The organism is Stenotrophomonas sp. TD3, from assembly GCF_001939825.1.
Taxonomy (GTDB): domain Bacteria; phylum Pseudomonadota; class Gammaproteobacteria; order Xanthomonadales; family Xanthomonadaceae; genus Stenotrophomonas.
In genome coordinates this window covers 612,255-632,591 of record NZ_MOYM01000003.1, presented here as the reverse complement: position 1 = coordinate 632,591, position 20,337 = coordinate 612,255, and the positions used below count along the sequence as shown (strand labels likewise).

Here is a 20,337-nt window from a genome sequence, read left to right as displayed (position 1 = left end):
GCTCACATCCCCAACAGGCTGGCGGCTTCCGGCTCAGCGCCGCTGGGTGCCTGGCCGACCACCACGTTCTCACCCTCGCGCAGGCCGGACAGGATCTGCACGGCGGTGGCGGTGCGCAGGCCGGTCGTCACCGCACGCTCCTGGGGGCGGCCCTTGGCATCGAGCACACGCACGGTGCCGCGGTTGCCGTCCTTGTCATCCGGCCCGGCCAGCGCCGTCAAAGGCACCTGCAGCGCGTTTGCGACCCGCGCCAGCTGCAGGGTCACTTTCACCGTCATCGAAGGCTTCAGCTTCAGGCCAGGATTGGCCACATCGAACAGGCCGGCGTAGTACACCGCCTTCGGCGTCTGCGCAGAGCCGCCCGCACTGCCGGAGGCGACGTCGGCAATCGAGGATGGCGCCGGCTCCAGCTGCTGCAGATGGGATTCATAGCGGCGGCCACTCGGCCCCAATGTCGAGAACCACAACGCCTGTCCGGGCGCCACCAGCTCGACATCGGCCTCGGCGATCTCGGCACGCACGGTCATCGTATCCATCTGCGCCAGCATCACGATGGTCGGCGTGGTCTGCATCGAGTTCAGCGTCTGCCCGGCCTTGGTGACGATGGCCACGATGTAGCCATCGCTGGGCGACACGATGCGGGTATAGCCCAGATTGATCCGTGCGGTTTCGACCTGGGTCACCGCCTGGTCGATCTGCGCCTGCAGCGCGGCCACCTCCGAACGCGCCGCATCGCGTGCCACGCGCGCGGCTTCGAAGCCTTCCTGAGACACCAGGCGCGATGCCACCAGCTGCGACTGGCGCTGGTAGGCACGACTGGCCTGCGCATAGCGGGCCTCGCTGGCGGCATGCTGGGCACGCAGCGTGTTGGTGGCCGCCTCGGCGCTGCGTAGCGCGATACGCTGTGGCTGCGAATCGACTTCGGCGATCAGATCGCCGGCCTGCACGCGCTGGCCCAGCACCACATGCAGGCGCTTGACCTGGCCGGACACCTGCGCACCCACCGCCACCAGTTCCTTCGGATGGACCCGGCCGACCGCCTGTACGGTCTTCTCCAGGTCCGCCACCCTTGCCGGCGCGGTGATCAGCGCGGCATCATCACCGTCGGCAAACGCCCACCATCCAGCGCCGGCGGCCAGCGAGGCCACGGCGGCGGCAATGATCCAGGTCCTGCGGTTGCTCATCGAAACGCCCGGTTGCGTGCAGTCGCCCCATGCGACCGCCGAAACCACAGTCTGGAAGCCACCGATGGACGTTTCTTGGAGCCACTGTGGAGATTGCATGGAGGCGCCGCGGCCGTTCAGGCATCAGCCCCGCGCCTGAACGTGGCAGCCCGCATCCACGCAATCTCGACACAATCTCGACCGAGTCTCCATCAACGGTCGCTAGCCTCGTCGGCCTCGCCGACTGCCAGCCTGCCGTGTCCCCTTCCTACCCAGACCTGCCACCCATCGATGTGCGCCATGCCTACCTGGCGTGGTGTGCGCCTTCGCCGTGGTTGATTGCACTGGTGCTGGCATCGACCAGCACATGGATGTGGGTCGCGCCGTATCCGGTACTGCCATTGCTGGCGGGCTTCGGGGCCGCCGCACTGGTGGGGTTCCGCAGTGATGGGCCCGGCCGCACCCGCCGCGCCGGTTCCCTCGCAGCGCTGGCGCTGATCGGCCTGGCGGTCTGGGCGACAACGCACCCGGCGGCCAACGTCACCCTGCATCTGCTGCTTGCCCTTGCCACCGCCGTGGTCGCCGCCCTGCTGGCAGTGCGCCTGCGCACCATCGTGGACATGGCCTCGCGGCTGCAGGCCCGGGTGAACGCCACTCCCATGGCCTCGCGCTGGAGCAAGCTGCCGACGGCGGCGTCCACCCTGATGCTGCAGCAGCTGCGCGGCGCGGGTGCGCTGGAACCCAGCCTGCAGCGCACGCTGGTGCTGGCCACCTTGGCCTGGGCTGCCAATGAAGAGGCGCAGGAACTGGAATACCGACGATGACCCTGCCCCTGATCCCGCCCTTGTCTGTCCTGGCCTCGAACCCGCAGCACGCAATGAAACACGATCTCCGCAACCGACAGCCCCCCTTGGTGCTGATTGCCGAAGATGAAGGCGAAATCGCCGACATCCTCGGCGCCTACCTGGCCCGTTCCGGCCTGCGCAGCGCACGCGCCGCCGACGGCGAGGCGGCGCTCGCCAGCCACCGCCAACTGCGCCCGGACCTGGTGCTGCTGGATGTGCAGATGCCCAAACTGGACGGCTGGCAGGTACTGAGCGAACTGCGGCGCCGCGGCAACACCCCGGTGATCATGCTCACCGCGCTCGACCAGGACGTGGACAAGCTGACCGGCCTGCGCGTCGGCGCCGACGACTACGTGGCCAAGCCGTTCAATCCGGCCGAGATCGTCGCCCGCATCCAGGCCGTGCTGCGCCGGAGTTCCCGCACCGTGGTCGAAGAGCCCAACGGGCTCATCCGCCAGGGCCCGTTCGAGATCGACCTGCGCAGCCACGAAGTAACGGTGCGCAACGGCGAGCAGGTGCACGCATTGAACTTCACCCTCACCGAATTCCGGCTGCTGGTGCACATGGCGCGCGCGCCGCGGCAGGTGCATGCGCGGGTGGACCTTCTGCACGCCTGTCTGCCCGAAGGCGATGCGCAGGAACGCACCGTCGACAGCCATGTCAGCAAACTGCGGCGCAAGCTGGAGGATGTGGGCGTCATCGGCATTCCCGCCACCATCCGCGGCGTTGGCTACCGTTTCCTGGACTGAATGATGAATCCCAAAGGCAAGAGCATCGGACGCCAGATCACGCTGTCCATCACGGTGGCCTCGCTGTGTTCGACAGTGCTTTCGATCAGCGGCTTCTACCTGTTCTATTACCTGATGGAGGTGTTTTACCCGCGCTGGTATGACGAGCCGGAAACGATCATGCCGTCCGGGCTGGAATGGCTGTGGATCGGCTTGACCGCCACCGTGGTCGTCATCTTCGCCACGCTGGTCGCCTCGCGCCTGACCCGCCGCATCATCACCCCGTTGAATTCGGTGGCCGAGAGCCTGCGCCGGGTCGCCAGCGGCGATCTGGAGGCGCGTGCGCGCGGCGGTGACACCACGATGGCCGAAGCGGCCACGCTGGTCAGCGATTTCAACTCCATGGCAGAGCGGCTCAGCCGCATGTCGGAGAACCGGGTGTTCTGGAACGCAGCGATCGCACATGAACTGCGCACGCCGATGACCATCCTGCGCGGCCGCCTGCAGGGCATCGCCGAAGGCGTGTTCGAGCCGGGCCCGGAGCAGTTCAACAGCATGCTCACCCAGCTGGAGGGCCTCACCCGCATCATCGAGGACCTGCGCGTGGTCAGCCTGGCCGAGAGTGGCCATCTGGACCTGCGCCTGCAGCGCAGCGATGTCAGCGTGCAGGTGGCCGCGGTGGTGGAAGCGATGTCCGAGGCTCTGACCGAAAGCGGGTTCTCGGTAACGCTGGACGCACGGCCGTCGCTGGCCGACTGCGATCCGGCACGCATCCGCCAGGCGGTGCTGGCGCTGCTGGAGAACGCGCGTCGCCACGCCATTCCCTGCCCGCTGCGGGTGCGCGTCACGCTGGCGCAGGGCCATTGCACGGTGGCGGTGGAGGATGGTGGCCCCGGCGTGCCGGACGAACTGCGTGACAGCATTTTCGAAGCGTTCCAGCGCACCGATGTCTCGCGTTCGCGGCAGAGCGGTGGCTCCGGGCTGGGCCTGGCGGTGGTGCGCGCGATTGCCGTGGCCCATCACGGAACGGCGCTATGCCGGGCCACCGAACGTGGCGGCAGTTCATTCGAGATCTGCTGGCCGGTGCATGCGCGTCGTTGAGGGCACAACGTTGCAGCGGGCGCGGCTCTCGTAGCGGCCCACCTTGGTGGGCATTCGCATCGCTGAACGGTGCCGGTTCCTCCACGCAATCTCCATCGTCCCTCCATGCCCGCTCCAAAGGGCTGCCGATACTGGGCGTGACCAGGGAGGCGACAGGTATCCGGCCCCCTGCCCTGTCTCCGACCCACCCAGGCATCCCCATGAACCACCCGCACGATCCTGCGGCCGCCGCCGGCAGCATCGGCCAGCAGAACGCGGCCGCCACCCTCAAGGCCATCCTGCGCACCTACCCCTGGCAGCTCACCGGCACCTTCTCGCTGGTGGCGCTGGAGAACGCGCTGCTGCTGGCGTATCCGCTGTTTGCCGGCTTCGCGGTGGACGCGATCATCCGCGGCAACATCGGCCACGCCATCTCCTACGCCGGTGTGGTGCTGCTGTTCTGGCTGGTCGGTGCTGCCCGCCGTGCGGTCGATACCCGTACCTTCACCCGCATCTATGCCGACCTGGCGGTGAACGTGGTGCAGGCGCAGCGCAGGCTGGGCCAGGCCACCTCCACCTCGGCCGCACGCGTTGTGCTGGCCCGTGAATTCGTCGACTTCTTCGAGAAGCACGTGCCGATCATCGCCACCGCGCTGGTATCGATGTTCGGTGCGGCGGCGATGCTGCTGGCGATCGAACCGCTGGTGGGCGCTGCAAGCCTGGTCGCACTGCTGGGTGCATTGTTGCTGCTGCCATCGTTCGCACGCCGCAACGAGCAGCTGCATGGACGCCTGAACAACCGGCTGGAACATGAGATCCGCCTGGTCGACCGGGTCAGCCCCTCGGTGCTGCGTCGCCACTACACCACGCTGTCGCGGCTGCGCATCCTGCTCTCCGATCGCGAAGCCGGTGCCTTCGTGGTCGTTGGCGCGGCGGCGGCGGTCCTGTTCGCGCTGACCATCGGCCGTCTCGCCACCACCGACGGGGTGACCCCGGGCCATGTGTACGCGGTGATGACCTACCTGTGGACGTTCGTCGGCAGCCTGGATGATGCACCGTCGATGGTGGATCAGCTGGCGCGGTTGAAGGACATCGGCCGCCGGGTCAGCCCGGGCATGGAGGATGCGGAGCGCAAGGACGCCGCTTGACCGGTAGATGCCCACCCGGGTGGGCGACGCTACATCGCGGGGCCAACCAAGGTTGGCCACTACCACGGCAACGGCGCCAACCTGGAATGGGGGTTACCCGGAGGCTGCCGTGCGCCCGCACATCGCCAATGCACCGATGATCAACGCTTCCATGCCGCGGTCGAACTCGGCCTCCTGCGCCTGCCGATCCAACGGACGTCGCGTGGTATCCACCACCGCATGCTGCGAGTACACGGTGTCGGCCAACGCCACGGCGTGATAGGCCACGGTCGACAGCAGCCACGCCGCCTGCTCCAGCGGCAGGCCATGCACCCGGCTGAATTCGGCATGGTGGCGCTGGATGCGCGCCAGCATCTCCGGCGTCTTCGCGCCGTGGCTGACCAGGAACGGCGCCAGCCCCGGATTAGCGTCCACCAGCGTCCGCAGTGAACGCTGGAACGCACGCAGATCCTCCTCGATGCTGCACCGGCCCGCGGCATCCAGCGGCGGTGCCTGCCAACGCTCGAAGATCGCCTCGGCCACCAGCTCGCGCAGTGCCGCCAGATTCGCCACATGCTTGTACAGCGCGATGTGGCTGACCCCCAGCGCCGCCGCCACGCCCACGAAGCTCAGCCCCGGCAGCGTCATGGCAATGCCGGCGTCGGCGATGCGCTCGCGGGTGATACTGGGCGGCCGCCCACGGGCAGTGGTCTTTTTCGGTGCAGCCATGCGGTAACGGTTCCTGCGCGGTGCGCGGGCAAGGGCTGTCATGGTGGTGCGCAGCGACGCAGTGGTCAACGCATCCTGCGCCCGCTGGACAAGCCGGGTTGCGGCGCGATCAATTTAGTTTACTATGATGTAACTAATTCGCATCTGCAGTGTCCAGGATCGTTGTCGATGTCCGCGTCCCCCACTTCCATCACCCCGGCCGGGCCGCTGCGCGGCGCCGACCACGATCGCGGCCTGCAGGCGCTGCAGGTCCAGGTGGTCGCGGTTGCGCAGCCGTGCGCCAGCCTGCTGCGCCTCGTGGTCCAGCTGCCGGAACATGCAGAACCCGCGCGCTGGCAGCGTGCCAACACCGCCGTGCGCATCCAGTTGGGTGCCACGTTCGGCGATGTGTCACGGATCTACACCGTGCGCAGCGTGGATACGCAGACGCGCCGCTTCACGCTGGACGTGGTGCTGCACGAGGCGCCGGGGCCGATGCTGGCCTGGGTACGTGCGCTGCGTCCCGGTGATGCCTTCGATCTGACCGGGCCGCGCCCCCATCTGCAGGTGCCGCAGCGCGAAGGCACCTGCGCCCTGCTGTTCGCCGACCCGAGCGCCATCCCGGCCCTGTTTGCGCTGCTGCAGCAGTGGCCCACCGGCCTGCACGCGCAGGCCTGGATCGCCTCGGATGATGCTTTCCCGGTAGACGAACTGCCCGCCATCGAAGGCGTCCGCGTGCACCGCCTCGTCACCGGTGACGCGCCGTTGCTGCAGCGGGCGCGCCAACTGCAGCCGGAACCCGGCAGCACGGTCTGGGCGGCCGGCGAGCGCGAGGAAATGCGTGCCCTGCGCCGCCACTTCATCGACACGGTCGGCCTGCCACGCAGCGACGTTGCCGTGGCCGGCTACTGGAAGCGTGGCGAGACCACCACCGAGACCGACCAGCGTCGCTGCCGCAACTACGAGCGCGTGCTGGCGCGCGGCGGTGGCCTGCAGGACCTCGACGACCTCGCCGACGACATCTGATCCACCCCGCAGCATCCGCGCCCCGCGCTTCGTTCCACCCAGCCACAGATCGCCCACGCACCTCGCGTGCAGCACTGCCACAGCGGCAGCGCCGTGCCCTCTGCCAGCCATTCCACAGCCCGCGTCGTCCTGCCCCTGCAGGTCACCGACGGCGCCGCGCTGGCCGATCGCACGACCGACCACACGAGAACCGCCATGTCCTTCCCCCTGCGAACCCTGTCCCTCCCACGCCGCTCGGCGCTGTCCCTGGCCGCACGTGCCGCGTTGCTGCCCACCCTGCTGATCGCCACCGCCGCCCACGCCGACGAGGCGCCCGATGGGGCCCGCCAGCTGCCCACGGTGAACGTGCGCGCCGACAAGACCGCGCCTACCGATGCCTACGCCGGCGGCCAGGTCGCCCGCGGCAGTGGCGTTGGCCTGCTTGGCGAGCTCGACTTCATGGACACCCCGTTCAACACCACCCGTTACACCGCCGGGTTCATCGAGAACATCCAGGCACCGGATCTGGTACGGGTGATCGCGCTGACCGACCCCAGCGTATACAGCAGTGGCTCCAGCGGCGGCATCACCGACTACTTCAACATCCGGGGCTTCAGTGTTGCCTCGTCGGATATCGGATTCGGCGGCCTCTACGGCCTGATCCCCTACTACCGCGTCACCCCCGAACTGGCCGAGAGCATCGAAGTGCTCAAGGGGCCATCGGCACTGCTCAACGGCATGCCGCCGGGCGGTTCGGTGGGTGGCGCGGTGAACCTGGTGCCCAAGCGCGCAGGTGATACACCGTTGACCCGCTTCACGGCCAGCTACAGCAGCGACGCACAGTTTGGCGGCCATCTGGATGTTGGCCGTCGCTTCGGTGCCAAGCAGCAGTTCGGCGTGCGCCTCAATGCCGTGCATCGCGATGGTGACACCGCCACCGACCACCAGCAGCACAAGGCGCAGCTCGCATCGCTCGGCCTGGACTGGCGTGGTGAGCGCTCGCAGGTGTCGCTGGACCTGTTCAGCAGCCGCGACCATGTGGATGGCCTCAATCGCGGTGTATCGCTGGCGCCCGGCGTCGCCGTGCCCCGCCCGCCGAGAGCCAGCACCCTGTTCGCACCGGACTGGACCTTCAGCACCGTCAAGGACTCGGCCGCCGCGCTGCGCTGGTCGTTCGACATCACTGACCACCTGCAGGCGCACGCCAGCTACGGCCACGGCCATACCGATTTCGATTCCATCGCCAGCGCCACCACGCTGATCACCAACACCGCCGGCGATTTCCGCAACAACTTTGCCCACCAGCGCTTCATCTACAGCAAGGACACCGCCGAAGCCGGATTGACGGCGCGTTTCCGCACCGGCGCGGTCGATCACGCGCTGGCGATCAGTGCGGCCTGGTACCAGCACGACCAGAAATTCGGCTTCAAGCGCAACCTGCTTGCCCGCGACTGGGTGACCAACCTGTACGACCCACAGTGGGGCCCGGCCATCGACCGCAGCTTCAGTGATGCGGCGCTGCCGAAGACTGCGGAAGTGCGCACCACCAGCTTCGGCATCGCCGATACGCTGTCCTTCATCGATGATCGCGTGCAGCTGACTCTGGGCATTCGTCACCAGACCGTGCTCAGCGATACCTTCGATGGCGGCACGGGCAAGCGCACCGCACGCTACGACGCCAGCGCCAACACACCGGCCGGTGCACTGCTGTTCAAGGCCAGCGACCGCCTGTCACTGTATGCCAATTACATCGAAGGCCTGAGCCAGGGCAGCACCGCCCCGGCAACCGCCGCCAACGCGGGCGACGTGTTCCCGCCGTTCAAGACCCGCCAGCGTGAGGTCGGTGCCAAGTTCGACTTCGGCCGCTTGGCCAGCGCATTGAGCGTGTACGAGATCGAAAAGCCCGGCGCCTATACCGACCCGGCGACCAACGTGTTCTCGTTCGGCGGCCAGCAGCGCAACCGGGGCGTGGAATGGACCGTGTTCGGCCAGGCCACCGAACAGCTGCGCGTACTGGGCGGCATCGGCTGGCTGCAGCCGAAGCTGACCCGCACCCAGGGCGGCATCAACGAAGGCCGGCTGGCGACGGCCACCCCGCAATGGCAGGGCAAGCTGGGCGTCGAATGGGACGTGCCGACCGTGGCCGGCCTCACCCTCACCGGCAACGCGGTCAGCCTGTCCAAGGGTTACATCAATGCTGACAACAGCCAGTGGGTGGCGGGCCGCACCGTGTTCGATCTCGGTGCCCGCTATGCGACGCAGGCGGCCGGCCATCCGCTGGTCCTGCGCGCCATCGTGCAGAACGTGACCAACAAGGCGTACTGGGCGGGCAGCCTCGGCTCCGGGCTGGGCACGCCACGCACCGCCGTGCTGTCGGCCACCGTCGATTTCTGATCCTCGTTTCAAGGGCACCACGCCATGGCGCGTGGTGCCCTGGAGAAGTGCCTTGACCGTTTCCCGTACCGCTTCCGTGCTGGCCTGGCTGCCCCTGGTCTCACGCATCATCGCCGCGTTGTTCGGCGGCTATGTGCTGGCCGCACTATGCAGCATCGCCACACTGGCGCTGCCCATCGATGGCCGCCAAGCCGTGTTCACCGGCATGCTGGCCAGCTTCCTGCTGTATGCCGGCGCCGTGGTCTGGGTGTTCGCCGTACGCTCGGCGTGGCGCGCATGGATCGGCCTGATCGTGATCGCCCTGCCGCTGTGGCTGGTCGCGCAAACGGTCGGCCAGGGAGCGGGCGCATGAGCAAGGCCGATCGCACCCCCAAGCCACGCGGCATCCGCCAGACCATGTCCGACCTGCATATCTGGGTTGGCCTGCTCGCCGGCTGGATCCTGTACGCGATGTTCCTCACCGGCACCGCCAGCTACTTCCGCGACGAGCTCTCGCGCTACACACGTCCTGAAATCGCCACGCCCTCCACGTTGCCGGACGCCGCTACGGTCGCGCAGCGTACCGTCACGGCGATCATGGCCGACACCCCTGCGGCCAGCCAGATCAACCTGAGCCTGCCGAGCACGCGCATGCCATGGGTGTCGGCGATGTGGGCCAGCCCGGGTGGACGCGGCCGGCATGGCTTCGACTCGGGCCTGTTCGACGCCAGCACCGGTGCGCCCCTGCAGGCGCGGGATACCGGCGGTGGCGACTTCTTCTATGCGTTCCACTTCAATCTGCACTACATGCCAGCGATGTGGGGCCGCTGGATCGTCGGCCTGTGCGCGATGTTCATGCTGGTGGCCATCGTCAGCGGCGTGATCACCCACAAGAAGATCTTCACCGACTTCTTCACCTTCCGCTGGGGCAAGGGCCAGCGCTCGTGGCTGGATGGTCACGCGGCGCTGTCGGTGCTCGGCCTGCCCTTCCACTTCATGATTACCTGGAGCGGCCTGGTGATGCTGGCGGTGCTGTACATGCCGTGGGGGCTGTCCAAACTGCCGGACAAGCGCCAGCAGGCCGAGGTGGTCAGCGAGATGCGGCTGCTCCTGCCGCCGCAGAAGCCCGCGGGGCACGCCGCTCCACTTACCAACATCAGCGCACTGGTGCGGCAGGCCGAACAGCGCTGGGGAACCGGCACGGTGGGCAGAGTGCAGGTGCAGAACCCGGGCGACGAGAACGCACGTGTCGCCGTTGTGCGCGCGCAGTCCAGCCGTGTTTCGACCACGCCGAACTACCTGCTGTTCGATGGCAGCGGCGGGCAGCTGCTGCAGATCAAGGAGCACTCGGGCGTCGCTGCTGATACCCAGGGCGTGCTGTACGGCCTGCATCTGGGGCGCTTTGCCGACGCCACGCTGCGCTGGCTGTACTTCGTCGTCAGCTTGGCCGGCACCGCCATGGTCGGCACCGGGCTGGTGCTGTGGACGGTCAAGCGCCGTGCCCAGCTGCCCGATCCGCAACGGCCCTATTTCGGCTTCCGGTTGGTGGAGCGGCTCAACATCGCCACGGTGGCTGGCCTGTCCGTGGCGATGGCGGCCTATCTGTGGGCGAACCGCCTGCTGCCGGTTGCCATGGATGGGCGCGCAGCGTGGGAGGTGCATGTGTTCTTCCTGGCCTGGGCGGCGATGTTCGCTCATGCCACGCTGCGCACACCCAAGCGTGCGTGGATCGAACAGTTCGCGCTGGGTGCGTTGATGCTTGCGCTACTGCCTTTGCTGACGGCGATGACGACGGCACATCCGTTGTGGCGCACCCTGGCCGCAGGTGATTGGGCCTTTGCCGGTACCGACCTGACCCTGCTGGCATTGGCCGTCCTGCATGCAATGCTGGCGTGGCGCACCTGGAAGCACGCACCGAAGGTGAAGCGCGCACGCACGCCGGCCGCAACACGCACGGCCGTACCGGAGGCCAGCGCATGATCCACGTCATTCTGTTCGTGCTGTCACTGGCCGCGTTCGGTTGCCTGGCACTGGCGATGGAGCGGCATCAGCGCGATGTGTTGCGCCGCACACTGAGCGTGCAGGCCGTCCAACAACTGCGCGCCGTTGGTTGGGCGCTGCTGGTGTTCAGTGCCGTGTTTGCCATGCGCGGGTTGGGCGTGGGTTCTGGTCTGGCCGCGCTGTCCGGTCATACCAGCGTCGCCGCTGGCGTGGTGGTGCTGGCGATGGTGGCGCATGGGCGGTGGAATCGGTAGATGCCCACCTTGGTGGGCACCGATGCAACGCGGCATCAACGGGCGACAGTGGCATGCGGCCGCCTGCGCTATGCCGGAAGCGGCCGGGTGTCCAGGGTGATCTCGATGCGCTCCACGCCCTTGCCCTGGTTCTTCCGCTTCAGCGAGAGCGTGCCGATCTCCCCGGTCCGGCGTGGATGGGTGCCACCACACCCCATCTGCGCGAAGCCTTCCACCTTCCAGAAACGGCGGTGGTTGGCCTCATCGGAGAAGGCAGTAATGATCGGCAAGTCTGCTACTACCAGCGCAGCGGATTTGGACTGTAATGCCTCGAACAGGGACGAAATGCTGCCATCCCTCGCAAAGTCGATGCGAGCCTTTGCCGGGCCGATATGCGCACCCACCTTCTCGATGCCCGGCTCCAGCGCATACATCAGCTGCAGGATCATCTCTGCTGCGAAATGGTGGCGCATCAAGCCGTAGCGGCGCGGGCCATCAATCTCGACCGTGACCGCATCGCCTACCCGCAGGCCATGCCCCTCTGGCAATCGATAGGCGATGTCCAGTCCATCCTTGCGCGCCTCCAGCACCGGATGGCCGCCGATGGAGCCGGCGTCGCTTTCCTGGCCGCCGGAGAACGCGAAGAAGATGGTCTCGTCCAGCCGGACCTCATCACCCAAGGCAGCGCTGACCCGCGCCTCATGGCGCAGCCGATAGGGATCGTCCCAGAATGCCTTGATCGTCATCGTGACCTCCAATCCATGGTCGCTAGCACGGTGCAGGCGTACGAACGCGTTGGCGGGAGCGTGAATGCCCGTGCGTGATGATCAACATAACGGCAAACCATCGGCGGCTTCAGCTCTGGTAGATGCCCACCTTGGTGGGCACCGGTGGAAGCCAGCGCCAACCAAGGTTGGCGACTGGCCCGCGCGAAAAACAGCCGAGCATGGCTCGGCTCTACAAAAAAGCGGCCATGCGCTGCAGTTCGTCTTCAAGCCCACCACGAAACACCTTGTCGCGGGCCAGTGACTTGCCGGCGTAGCCCACGCTGGACACCAATTCACTGTCGCGTACGCTGAGATTGGCCCAGCCCACCACCTGGTCGTGCCACAACATCGGCAACGCGTAGTAGCCGTATTGGCGCTTCGGTGCAGGCGTGTAGGCCTCGAACTTGTAGACCCAGCCCCACAGCAGCTCGAAGCGGCGGCGGTCCCACACCACCGGATCGAACGGGGCCAGTAGGCGTACCTGGTCGTCCGGTGCGTGCCGGCGCGAGCGCGGGTTCTCGTCGGCGGGCCAGTACCAGGTGGTGCCGTCCAGCGTGCAGCTGGCCAGCTGCTGCTTGGCCAGCTTCAACGCCTGCCGGGTCTGCTCGGCCAGATGCGGTGCGCCGTAGCCCAGCAGGCGCACCAGGTAGGTCAGGCTTGCCGACGGCAGCGGCGCGTACTTGCGCACCACCAGGTCGATCAGGGCCGCGGCGCGTTCGATCTGCGCCTGCTCGCTGGCATCCGCCTCGGCGTGGTCGGCCACCGCGTAGATGCGGGTGCCGCTGTCACGCCGCTGCACGCGCAGCAGGCCACGGTAGTGCATGCCATCCAGCAGGTGCGTGCTGGCATTGCTGGTACCGCCCCAGTAGTTGGTCACCCGGCCATGCGCGAACGCCTGATCAACCTCGCGCGGATGCACGCTGCCACGTTCGCGCACGAAGGCCAGCACATCTTCCGCGCGGCGATGGGTCTCGGCGTCCCACTCGCGCCTGGACACACGCGGGTGCATCAGTGCCAGGTGCTCACGCGGCAGGAAGCCGTAGTTCACCAGGCAATCCTCTTCCACCGGCAGACGCGTATAACGCCGCTCCAGATCACCGGCGCGGTAGTCCTTCACCCGGTGGCGCAGGGTCAGGTCCTGTGCGCGTGCCGGTGCGCGGATCGGGTCGGCCTGCACGAAGCCCAGGCGCCGGATCGCGGTCAGCAGCGTGGTGGGTTTGAACAGCGTGCGCGCCACCGCATGGCGGCGCAGATCATCGAGGGTGGGCGTGGCAGGCATGGCCGCATTGTAGATCCACGCCATGCGTGGATGGGGCCGTGGCGAACCGTGCAACGGCATCCACGCATGGCGTGGATCTACCGAAGCTCCAACACCTCCAGCGAACCGATCACCAGCGCACGCATGCCCTGCTTGAACTCGGTGATCACCTGGCCCTCTTCGTCGTCGGCAATCCCGTAGACCGTATCCGCACCGGCAATGCAGTAGAACGCGATCGTGGCCAGCAGCCAGCGCGCCTTGTCCAGCGGCAGGCCGAACACCTCGGCCACATGCGCCTGGTGCGAGGCGATCTTGTCCAGCATCGGTGCGGTCGCCACCGAACGGCGCAGCAGGTACGGCGGCAGCCCGGGGTGTGCTTTCACCACTTCGCACAGCGACTCCACGAACCCCATCAGGTAGGCCTCCAGCCCACCCGGTGCATCGACCGACGCGCGAGGAATCTGCCAGCGCTGGAACACCGCCTCCGCCACCAGGCGCTTCAGCGCCTCCAGATTCGCCACGCGCTTGTACAGCGCCGCCTGGGTCACCGCCAGTTCGGCGGCCACGTTGGCCATGGTCAGGTTCGGCAGGCCCAGCTTGATACCGATGTCGGCCAGGCGATCGGGGGTGATGGTGGGCGGACGGCCACGGGCCGACACCGGGGTTTCAGGGTGCATGTTCATACCGTAGCGAGGGTGCCAGCAAAAGGACCCTCTTGTCCGCTTCATATTGTTTAGTTTAATTTACTCAACTAATTCGGAATGCGTGTGGTTCGCAACCCCGCCGCCGTCCGCAATCGAGCCCATGGCTCACTTCCCGCCAGGTCCCCACCCAGCCGACAACCCTGCGCTGCGCCCTCCCCCGTGCTTGCCGTCGGCAGCGCGCCAGGCGCGTTCGCACCTGCGATTCACAGGAACCTGGCATGACCGTGTACCACCTTTCCTCTCCGCTGCAGCCCGCAGCGGCCGATATGACCCGCGTGCAGATGCATACGCCGATGGCCCGGCGCTACCGGATGTCGGCCCTGGCACTGGGGCTGCTGGCCTCGTTTGCCGCGCTGGCCGACACCGCACCGTCCACCCTGCCCTCGGTGCAGGTGCAGGAACAGCGCCGGGTCACTGCAGACTATGCAGGCGGGCACGTGGCTGCCGGCAGCCGCGTCGGCCTGCTCGGTGACAAGGACTTCATGGACACGCCGTTCAGTACGGTCAGCTACACCGAGTCCTTCATCCGTGATCGCCAGGCCAAGGACCTGACCGACGTCATTGCCGCCACCGACCCCACGGTATTCAGCAATGGCGTCACCGGTTCCTGGAGCGAGAACTATGCGATCCGCGGCTTCGCCTCCAGCACCAGCGACACCACCTTCAACGGGCTCAGCGGCATGGCGCCGTACTACCGCACCTCGCCGGAAATGTTCGAGCGCATCGAAGTGCTGAAAGGTCCCTCCGCGCTGCTCAACGGCATGCCGCCGGGCGGCTCGGTCGGTGGCAGCGTCAATCTGGTACCCAAGCGTGCCGGCGATCAACCGCTGCTGCGGGTCAGTGCCAACTTCGCCTCCGATGCGCAGTTCGGCACCCATGTGGATATGGGCCGCCGCCTCGGCGCCGACAAGCAGTTCGGCATCCGCTTCAACGGCGCCTGGCGTGACGGTGATGGCGCCGTGGGCAAGCAGCGCAAGAAGGTACAGCTCGGTTCGCTGGCACTGGACTGGCGCGGCGAACATGCGCGGCTGTCGGCCGATCTGTACAGCGCCGATGACCGTGTCGACGGCCCGGCACGTGGCGTCGGCCTGGCACCGGGCGTGGCCATTCCACGCCCCCCACGCGGCGATACGCTGATCAACCCGGACTGGGCCTACGTGGACAGCCAGGACAAGGGCGCGATGCTGCGCGGCGAGCTGGATATCAACGATAGCCTGATGGCCTACCTCGCCTACGGCACCAGCAGGACCGACTACCGCTACAACGGTTCGATCAGCGCGCAGATCCTCAATCCGGCCGGCGACTTCACGACGGTGATCGGCCAGCTCGCCTTCGACATCAAGAAGCAGTCCGGAGATGCCGGCCTGCGTGGCAGCTTCCGCACCGGCGCTGTCGGCCACCAGTGGGCGGCCAACGTGACCCATTACCAGCACACCCAGAACGACTACGGCCGCCGCAGCGTGCCGGGCTGGGACTGGACCACCAATCTGTACAACCCGGTGTGGGGCCCGGCGGCGCCGTTCGTGGCACCGCACATCTTGCATACCGAGCTGAAGCTGGACAGCCTCGGCTTCGCCGATACCCTCTCCTTCGCCGATGACCGCGTGCAGTTGACGCTGGGCGTGCGCCGCCAGCAGGTGGTCAGTGAGACCTTCAACGTGGCCACGGGCGCACGTACTTCGCGGTATGACGAGGGCGCCACTACCCCGGCAGCAGCCTTGCTGGTGAAGGCCACCGACACGATCTCCCTCTACGCCAACTACATCGAAGGCCTCAGCCAGGGCGCCACCGCGCCGATGACCGCCGCCAATGCCGGCGATGTGTTCGCACCGTTCCGCACCAAGCAGAAGGAGCTGGGCCTGAAGCTGGACCTGGGCAGCTTCGCGCACACCTTCAGCGTGTACGAGATCAAGCGACCGAGCAGCTACACCGACCCGGTCACGAATATCTTCTCGTTTGGTGGCGAACAGCGTAACCGTGGCGTCGAATGGGGCTTCTTCGGCTCACCGCTGGACGGCGTACGCCTGCTGGGTGGCGTGGCCTACGTGCAGCCGAAGCTGACCCGTACGGCGGGTGGTGTGAATGAAGGCCGCATTGCTACCGCCGTTGCGCAGCGGCAGGCGAAGCTGGGCGTGGAATGGGATGTGCCTGCGCTGGAGGGCTTGACCCTGACCGGCAATGCCACCGCGATGTCGAAGCAGTACATCAGTGCTGATAACCGCCTGTCGGTGCCGGGGCGTACGTTGTTTGATGTGGGTGCGCGTTACAGCACCACGATGGCGGGCCGACCGCTTGCCCTGAGAGCCAGCGTGAACAACGTGACCAACAAGGCGTACTGGGGCATGCCGTTGTTGTCGAGCCTCGCATTGGGTGCGCCGAGGACGGTGTTGTTGTCGGCCACGATGGATTTCTGAAAGGCATCCACGCATGGCGTGGATCTACTGGCATGCGCCACACCGCTCATCAGTAGAGCCAGGCCATGCCTGGCTGCCGCCATGGTGATCCGCCAAAAGCATCCACGCATGGCGTGGATCTACTGGCATGCGCCACACCGCTCATCAGTAGAGCCAGGCCATGCCTGGCTGCCGCCATGGTGATCCGCCAAAAGCATCCACGCATGGCGTGGATCTACTGGCGTGCGCCACCCCGCTCATCAGTAGAGCCAGGCCATGCCTGGCTGCCGCCATGTTGATCCGCCGAAAGCATCCACGCATGGCGTGGATCTACTGAACCTCGGCCTACCCTTTCATTCCGGATGCAGGCGATAAATAGCCTGGTTCGTCAACGCCAACGCGGCCAGCTTCAAGCCTTCCATCACCCGGTCGCCCACGTAGTGCTCCGGCCCGCCATTCTGCCGTGCACGCTCCGCCGCCAGCAGGATCTCCTGCACGATACGCAGGCCGGCCAATGCCCCATCGGCATCGGCCAGCGCCAGGCAGCGGCCGGGTAGTTGATGGCGCTCAGGCCAGGGCTGGCCGTCAGCAGCCGCGCCCAACCCGATGCGATGCAGCAGGGCCATCAGGCTGTTGGGATCAGTCGCGATGTCGTGCCCTTCATCGGCATTGGCCGGGGCGTGCTGATGAGGGAACTCCGATGCGTTCATGGCAGGTCTCCGTGCAAGGCATGCGGGACCACCGCCCTTAACAAAGGCGGCGGACGGTGCGTGTGTGGAAACCGGTGGTTAAGTGTCATTAGCCGGTGGGTGTGCTTGCGCACACCCCACGCACCGCCCGCCATGGAACGCGAACGGAATGCCAGCCGACGCCGCACAAGGCGACGCCGGCTGGCAAGCGCAAACAACACATAACCGACGGGTTTCCACACCCGGCCACCCTTTTTCGGTGGCAACCCATCATGTGCACAACGGGGCGACAGGCGCCAACAACCCAAGTGCAAAGACAGCGACGTTCACGCAGCGGTGACATTGTCGCATATCGACAATCGAGCCGAAGTTTCAACAACTTGCGTCATGCCGATGGCGGCACTCTCCACCCGCATCGGCACCGCGTATTCCTTGACCGCATCCAGCGTTCAAGACAGCCGACATGCCAGTTCCGACATTACGCAAGCAGATGGGCAACCAGCGCCAGCACCGCCAGATGCCCCACGTAGTACCCGTAGAACGCCCAGCGCCAGCGCGGCAGCCGCCATGGCACGCGCGCCGCTGCCAGCACCACTGGGATGGCCAGCAGTGCCCAGCCATTGTGGTTGGCCCAGCACACCGCACCGAGACCGACCAGCAGCAGCCACCACGCGCGATGCCGGAATGCGATCCAGCCCAGCAGCACGAAACCGACGCCGGCCCACTGGTAATCCACCAGCATTGGCGCCATGCCCGCCGCCAGCAACAACAGCAGCGGCCGATTGCTGGCCAGTGCATGCACCGCCACCGCGGCCAGCGCGAAAGTGAGCAGGATGTTGAGCGGCAACCAGGAACCGAAGGCCAGTGCATGCAGCGGTTGCGCGATCACGCCCCATACGGCCAGGCGACGGATCGACTTGCGCAGGCCCGCGCCCGGCTGGGCGAGGTTGCAGGCCATCACCAGCGCGAACAGCGGGAACGCGATGCGCCCCAGTTCGCTTATGACCGGCAGGCAGCCGCCGTAGACCACTTTTGCCACGTGGTCACCGGTCATGGTCAGCAGCGCGATCCACTTCAGCAGCTCGCGTGCGCCGCTGCTGAGGCTGGGGTCAAACCGGAGGGTGCGGGTCGGGTGATGCTGTGCTTCCACGCAGAAAGGGCTCCTGGAGACCGCCATCCGCCAGCAGCGGCGGTGTGCAGAGCTTAGTCGATGCGTTGCCGCACAGGCGCCCTATTCCTGCGGAAACGTGATCGTGACCTGCAGGCCGGGGGACGCATCCTCGAGCACCAGGGTTGCACCGTGCAACTCGGCCACGGCCTTCACCAGGCTCAGGCCCAGCCCATTGCCGGGCGTGCTGCGGCTGACGTCCAATCGATAGAACCGGTCGAGCACGCGTTCGCGAGCTTCGGCAGGAATACCGGGGCCATCGTCGCGCACCTGCAGCCACACGCATCCCTGCTGTGTACCACTGCACAGCCACAGCAACGCACCCGCGGGCGAATGCCGGGTCGCGTTCTCGACCAGGTTGGCCAGCATCTGCACCAGCAGGGCGCGGTCGCCCTGCACCCACAGGGAACCACCGGATTCAACGTGCAGCTGTTGCTGGCGGTCTTCGATCGCCGGCTGGTAGACCTCGGCGACGACGTCGACCACCGCCTGCAGGTCCACCGGTTCGAACCGCGACAGCCGGTCGCCACTCTCGATCTGCGAGATCCTCAGCAATGCCGCAAACGTGGCGAGGATCGCGTCGGTATCGTCCAGTGCTGCCGCGACCGCGGCCTCAAGTGCCTGCGCGTCTGCGCCGCGCCCGTGTATCCGTTCCAGCTTCTGCCGCAGCCGCGCCAGTGGGGTGCGCAGGTCATGTGCAATGTCCACGGACACCTGTTCCAGGCCGCGCATCAGCGTGGTGATCCGGTCCAGCATGGCGTTGAGGCTGCCGGCCAGGTGGTCGAACTCGTCGCCACTGCCGTTCAGGGGGAGCCGCTGTGCCAGATCGCCGTTCATGATGTCGCGGCTGCTGCGGCTCATCGCTTCCACCCGGCGCAGCGAAGCGGCACTGAGGATGCCGCCGCCGACAATGACCAGCACCATGGATACCAGCAGCCCCAGCAGGAAGGAGCGCAGGATCGATTCCTGCAGTTCTTCGATCTGGCGGGCGCTGGCGGCGACCAGCAGATAGCCCCCGTCGGCGCTGGCACGACCACCGCCGCGCAGCTCCAGTGCGGGTGCATCACCCGATGCGGGCAAGTGCAGCCCATCCACGAGCCCCAACTGCGGCGGCCGCACCGGCAGGTCGCCCGCCACCTTCTCGCCGTCCGGGTTCAACACCAGGTAGTGGAATCCATTTCCCGCCCGCGTGGAGGCGTCCACCGCCATGGACAGCGAACGCCAGCCATCACCGGCCGCGGCGAGTTCAACTTCATGCAGCTCGGCGGCAACCGCGCCATCGATCTGCTCCTTCATGTAGTGCGTCGCCGACCAGTACATGACCCCGAACATCACCAGGAAACTGAGCCCGGTGATGAGTGCGTACAGCAGCGTCAGGCGAAAGCCGGAGGTGCGCAGCAGGCGCGGTGCGCTCACGTACGCGCTTCCCGGATCGAGTAGCCGGCGCCGCGCACGGTGTGGATCAGCGGTTCGGCGCCTACGTCCAGCTTGGCGCGCAGGCGGCTCATGTGGCTCTCGACCACGTTCGTCTGCGGATCGAAATGCAGATCCCAGACCTTTTCCAGCAGCATGGTGCGGGTCACCACCTCGCCCGCATGGCGCAGCAGCACTTCCAGCAGGCGGAACTCCCGCGGCTGCAGCTCGATCGCCTGGCCGGCGCGCTGCACGGTGCGGGCGATCAGGTCCATCTGCAGGTCGGCCACGCGCAGCAGCGTCTCGGCCTTGGTGCGGCGTGGGCGCCGCCCCAGCGCGGCCACCCGTGCAGCCAGTTCGGAAAAGGCAAAGGGCTTGACCAGATAGTCGTCGCCACCGGCGTTGAGGCCGGCGACGCGGTCATTGATGCCCCCCAGCGTGGTGAGAAACAGCACTGGCGTGGGGATATCCATCGCACGCAGCGCCTTGACCATTGCCAGGCCGTCCAGCAGCGGCAGCATGCGGTCGACCAGCAGCAAGTCCCATTCGTGCTCGGAGGCCTGGAACAGGCCGTCGCGGCCGTCTGCGGCCAGCGTCACGTTGTGCCCAAGCTCGGCCAACCCGCTGCTGATGTAGCGGGCGGTTTCGATGTCGTCCTCGACGACCAGAATCTTCACCTGGC

19 protein-coding genes are annotated in these 20,337 nt (G+C 67.0%); 10 read left to right on the top strand and 9 right to left on the bottom strand.

Annotated elements, in window-relative coordinates; translation table 11 throughout:
• Positions 1 to 2: 2 nt before the first annotated feature.
• Positions 3 to 1,184: an efflux RND transporter periplasmic adaptor subunit gene (locus BKE09_RS22440; RefSeq protein ID WP_075678237.1), complete on the bottom strand. Its 1,182-nt coding sequence runs from the start codon at positions 1,182 to 1,184 to the stop codon at positions 3 to 5.
• A 236-nt stretch (positions 1,185 to 1,420) separates the two neighbouring features.
• Between BKE09_RS22440 and BKE09_RS22435 the strand changes: the two genes are divergently transcribed.
• The 4 genes from BKE09_RS22435 to BKE09_RS22420 all read left to right on the top strand — a co-directional run bounded on the left by BKE09_RS22435 (position 1,421) and on the right by BKE09_RS22420 (position 4,964).
• Positions 1,421 to 1,987 carry a hypothetical protein gene (locus BKE09_RS22435; protein ID WP_240502980.1) on the top strand — a complete coding sequence of 189 codons (567 nt, stop codon included), beginning with the start codon at positions 1,421 to 1,423 and terminating at the stop codon, positions 1,985 to 1,987.
• Between the two features lie 53 nt (positions 1,988 to 2,040).
• Positions 2,041 to 2,757, top strand: coding sequence for a response regulator (locus BKE09_RS22430; RefSeq protein WP_075678354.1), 717 nt, complete (start codon positions 2,041 to 2,043; stop codon positions 2,755 to 2,757).
• A 3-nt stretch (positions 2,758 to 2,760) separates the two neighbouring features.
• Positions 2,761 to 3,837 carry an ATP-binding protein gene (locus BKE09_RS22425; RefSeq protein WP_075678353.1) on the top strand — a complete coding sequence of 359 codons (1,077 nt, stop codon included), beginning with the start codon at positions 2,761 to 2,763 and terminating at the stop codon, positions 3,835 to 3,837.
• Positions 3,838 to 4,037: 200 nt separating this feature from the next.
• Positions 4,038 to 4,964 (top strand): ABC transporter six-transmembrane domain-containing protein, encoded by a 927-nt coding sequence (locus BKE09_RS22420; RefSeq protein ID WP_075678235.1) that lies wholly within the window; start codon positions 4,038 to 4,040, stop codon positions 4,962 to 4,964.
• A 93-nt stretch (positions 4,965 to 5,057) separates the two neighbouring features.
• On the opposite strand, the gene BKE09_RS22415 is transcribed toward BKE09_RS22420, so the two are convergent.
• Positions 5,058 to 5,672: a TetR family transcriptional regulator gene (locus BKE09_RS22415; protein WP_075678233.1), complete on the bottom strand. Its 615-nt coding sequence runs from the start codon at positions 5,670 to 5,672 to the stop codon at positions 5,058 to 5,060.
• Between the two features lie 168 nt (positions 5,673 to 5,840).
• Between BKE09_RS22415 and BKE09_RS22410 the strand changes: the two genes are divergently transcribed.
• The 5 genes from BKE09_RS22410 (at position 5,841) to BKE09_RS22390 (ending at position 11,284) form a co-directional block, all read left to right on the top strand.
• Positions 5,841 to 6,677 carry a siderophore-interacting protein gene (locus tag BKE09_RS22410; RefSeq protein WP_075678231.1) on the top strand — a complete coding sequence of 279 codons (837 nt, stop codon included), beginning with the start codon at positions 5,841 to 5,843 and terminating at the stop codon, positions 6,675 to 6,677.
• Between the two features lie 195 nt (positions 6,678 to 6,872).
• Positions 6,873 to 9,050, top strand: coding sequence for a TonB-dependent siderophore receptor (locus BKE09_RS22405; RefSeq protein WP_075678352.1), 2,178 nt, complete (start codon positions 6,873 to 6,875; stop codon positions 9,048 to 9,050).
• Positions 9,051 to 9,102: 52 nt separating this feature from the next.
• On the top strand, positions 9,103 to 9,402 hold the full coding sequence (locus tag BKE09_RS22400; RefSeq protein WP_075678229.1) for a DUF3649 domain-containing protein: 300 nt from the start codon (positions 9,103 to 9,105) through the stop codon (positions 9,400 to 9,402).
• Positions 9,399 to 11,009, top strand: a complete 1,611-nt coding sequence (locus BKE09_RS22395; protein ID WP_075678227.1) for a PepSY-associated TM helix domain-containing protein — start codon at positions 9,399 to 9,401, stop codon at positions 11,007 to 11,009. Before BKE09_RS22400 ends, BKE09_RS22395 begins: the two co-directional genes overlap by 4 nt.
• Positions 11,006 to 11,284: a DUF3325 domain-containing protein gene (locus tag BKE09_RS22390; RefSeq protein ID WP_075678351.1), complete on the top strand. Its 279-nt coding sequence runs from the start codon at positions 11,006 to 11,008 to the stop codon at positions 11,282 to 11,284. The genes BKE09_RS22395 and BKE09_RS22390 overlap by 4 nt, the downstream gene beginning before the upstream one ends.
• Positions 11,285 to 11,352: 68 nt before the next feature.
• Here BKE09_RS22390 and BKE09_RS22385 read toward each other — a convergent pair whose 3' ends face one another.
• From BKE09_RS22385 to BKE09_RS22375, 3 genes are all read right to left on the bottom strand, one after another.
• Positions 11,353 to 12,021 carry an alanyl-tRNA editing protein gene (locus BKE09_RS22385; RefSeq protein WP_206120597.1) on the bottom strand — a complete coding sequence of 223 codons (669 nt, stop codon included), beginning with the start codon at positions 12,019 to 12,021 and terminating at the stop codon, positions 11,353 to 11,355.
• A gap of 199 nt (positions 12,022 to 12,220) precedes the next feature.
• A complete protein-coding gene (locus tag BKE09_RS22380; RefSeq protein WP_075678350.1) occupies positions 12,221 to 13,309 on the bottom strand; it encodes a crosslink repair DNA glycosylase YcaQ family protein in 1,089 nt (362 codons plus the stop codon).
• A gap of 77 nt (positions 13,310 to 13,386) precedes the next feature.
• Positions 13,387 to 13,971, bottom strand: a complete 585-nt coding sequence (locus tag BKE09_RS22375; protein WP_075678223.1) for a TetR/AcrR family transcriptional regulator — start codon at positions 13,969 to 13,971, stop codon at positions 13,387 to 13,389.
• A 239-nt stretch (positions 13,972 to 14,210) separates the two neighbouring features.
• Between BKE09_RS22375 and BKE09_RS22370 the strand changes: the two genes are divergently transcribed.
• Entirely contained in the window at positions 14,211 to 16,406 is a 2,196-nt protein-coding gene (locus tag BKE09_RS22370) for a TonB-dependent siderophore receptor (RefSeq protein WP_075678221.1), read from the top strand.
• 332 nt (positions 16,407 to 16,738) lie between these two features.
• On the opposite strand, the gene BKE09_RS22365 is transcribed toward BKE09_RS22370, so the two are convergent.
• The 4 genes from BKE09_RS22365 to BKE09_RS22350 form a co-directional block, all read right to left on the bottom strand.
• Positions 16,739 to 17,095: a hypothetical protein gene (locus BKE09_RS22365; protein WP_075678219.1), complete on the bottom strand. Its 357-nt coding sequence runs from the start codon at positions 17,093 to 17,095 to the stop codon at positions 16,739 to 16,741.
• Between the two features lie 457 nt (positions 17,096 to 17,552).
• Positions 17,553 to 18,224 carry a TraX family protein gene (locus BKE09_RS22360; protein WP_139319705.1) on the bottom strand — a complete coding sequence of 224 codons (672 nt, stop codon included), beginning with the start codon at positions 18,222 to 18,224 and terminating at the stop codon, positions 17,553 to 17,555.
• Between the two features lie 81 nt (positions 18,225 to 18,305).
• Positions 18,306 to 19,658: an ATP-binding protein gene (locus BKE09_RS23860; protein ID WP_075678215.1), complete on the bottom strand. Its 1,353-nt coding sequence runs from the start codon at positions 19,656 to 19,658 to the stop codon at positions 18,306 to 18,308.
• Complete coding sequence (locus BKE09_RS22350) at positions 19,655 to 20,332, bottom strand: response regulator transcription factor (RefSeq protein ID WP_075678213.1); 678 nt, start codon at positions 20,330 to 20,332, stop codon at positions 19,655 to 19,657. Before BKE09_RS22350 ends, BKE09_RS23860 begins: the two co-directional genes overlap by 4 nt.
• Between the last annotated feature and the right edge of the window lie 5 nt (positions 20,333 to 20,337).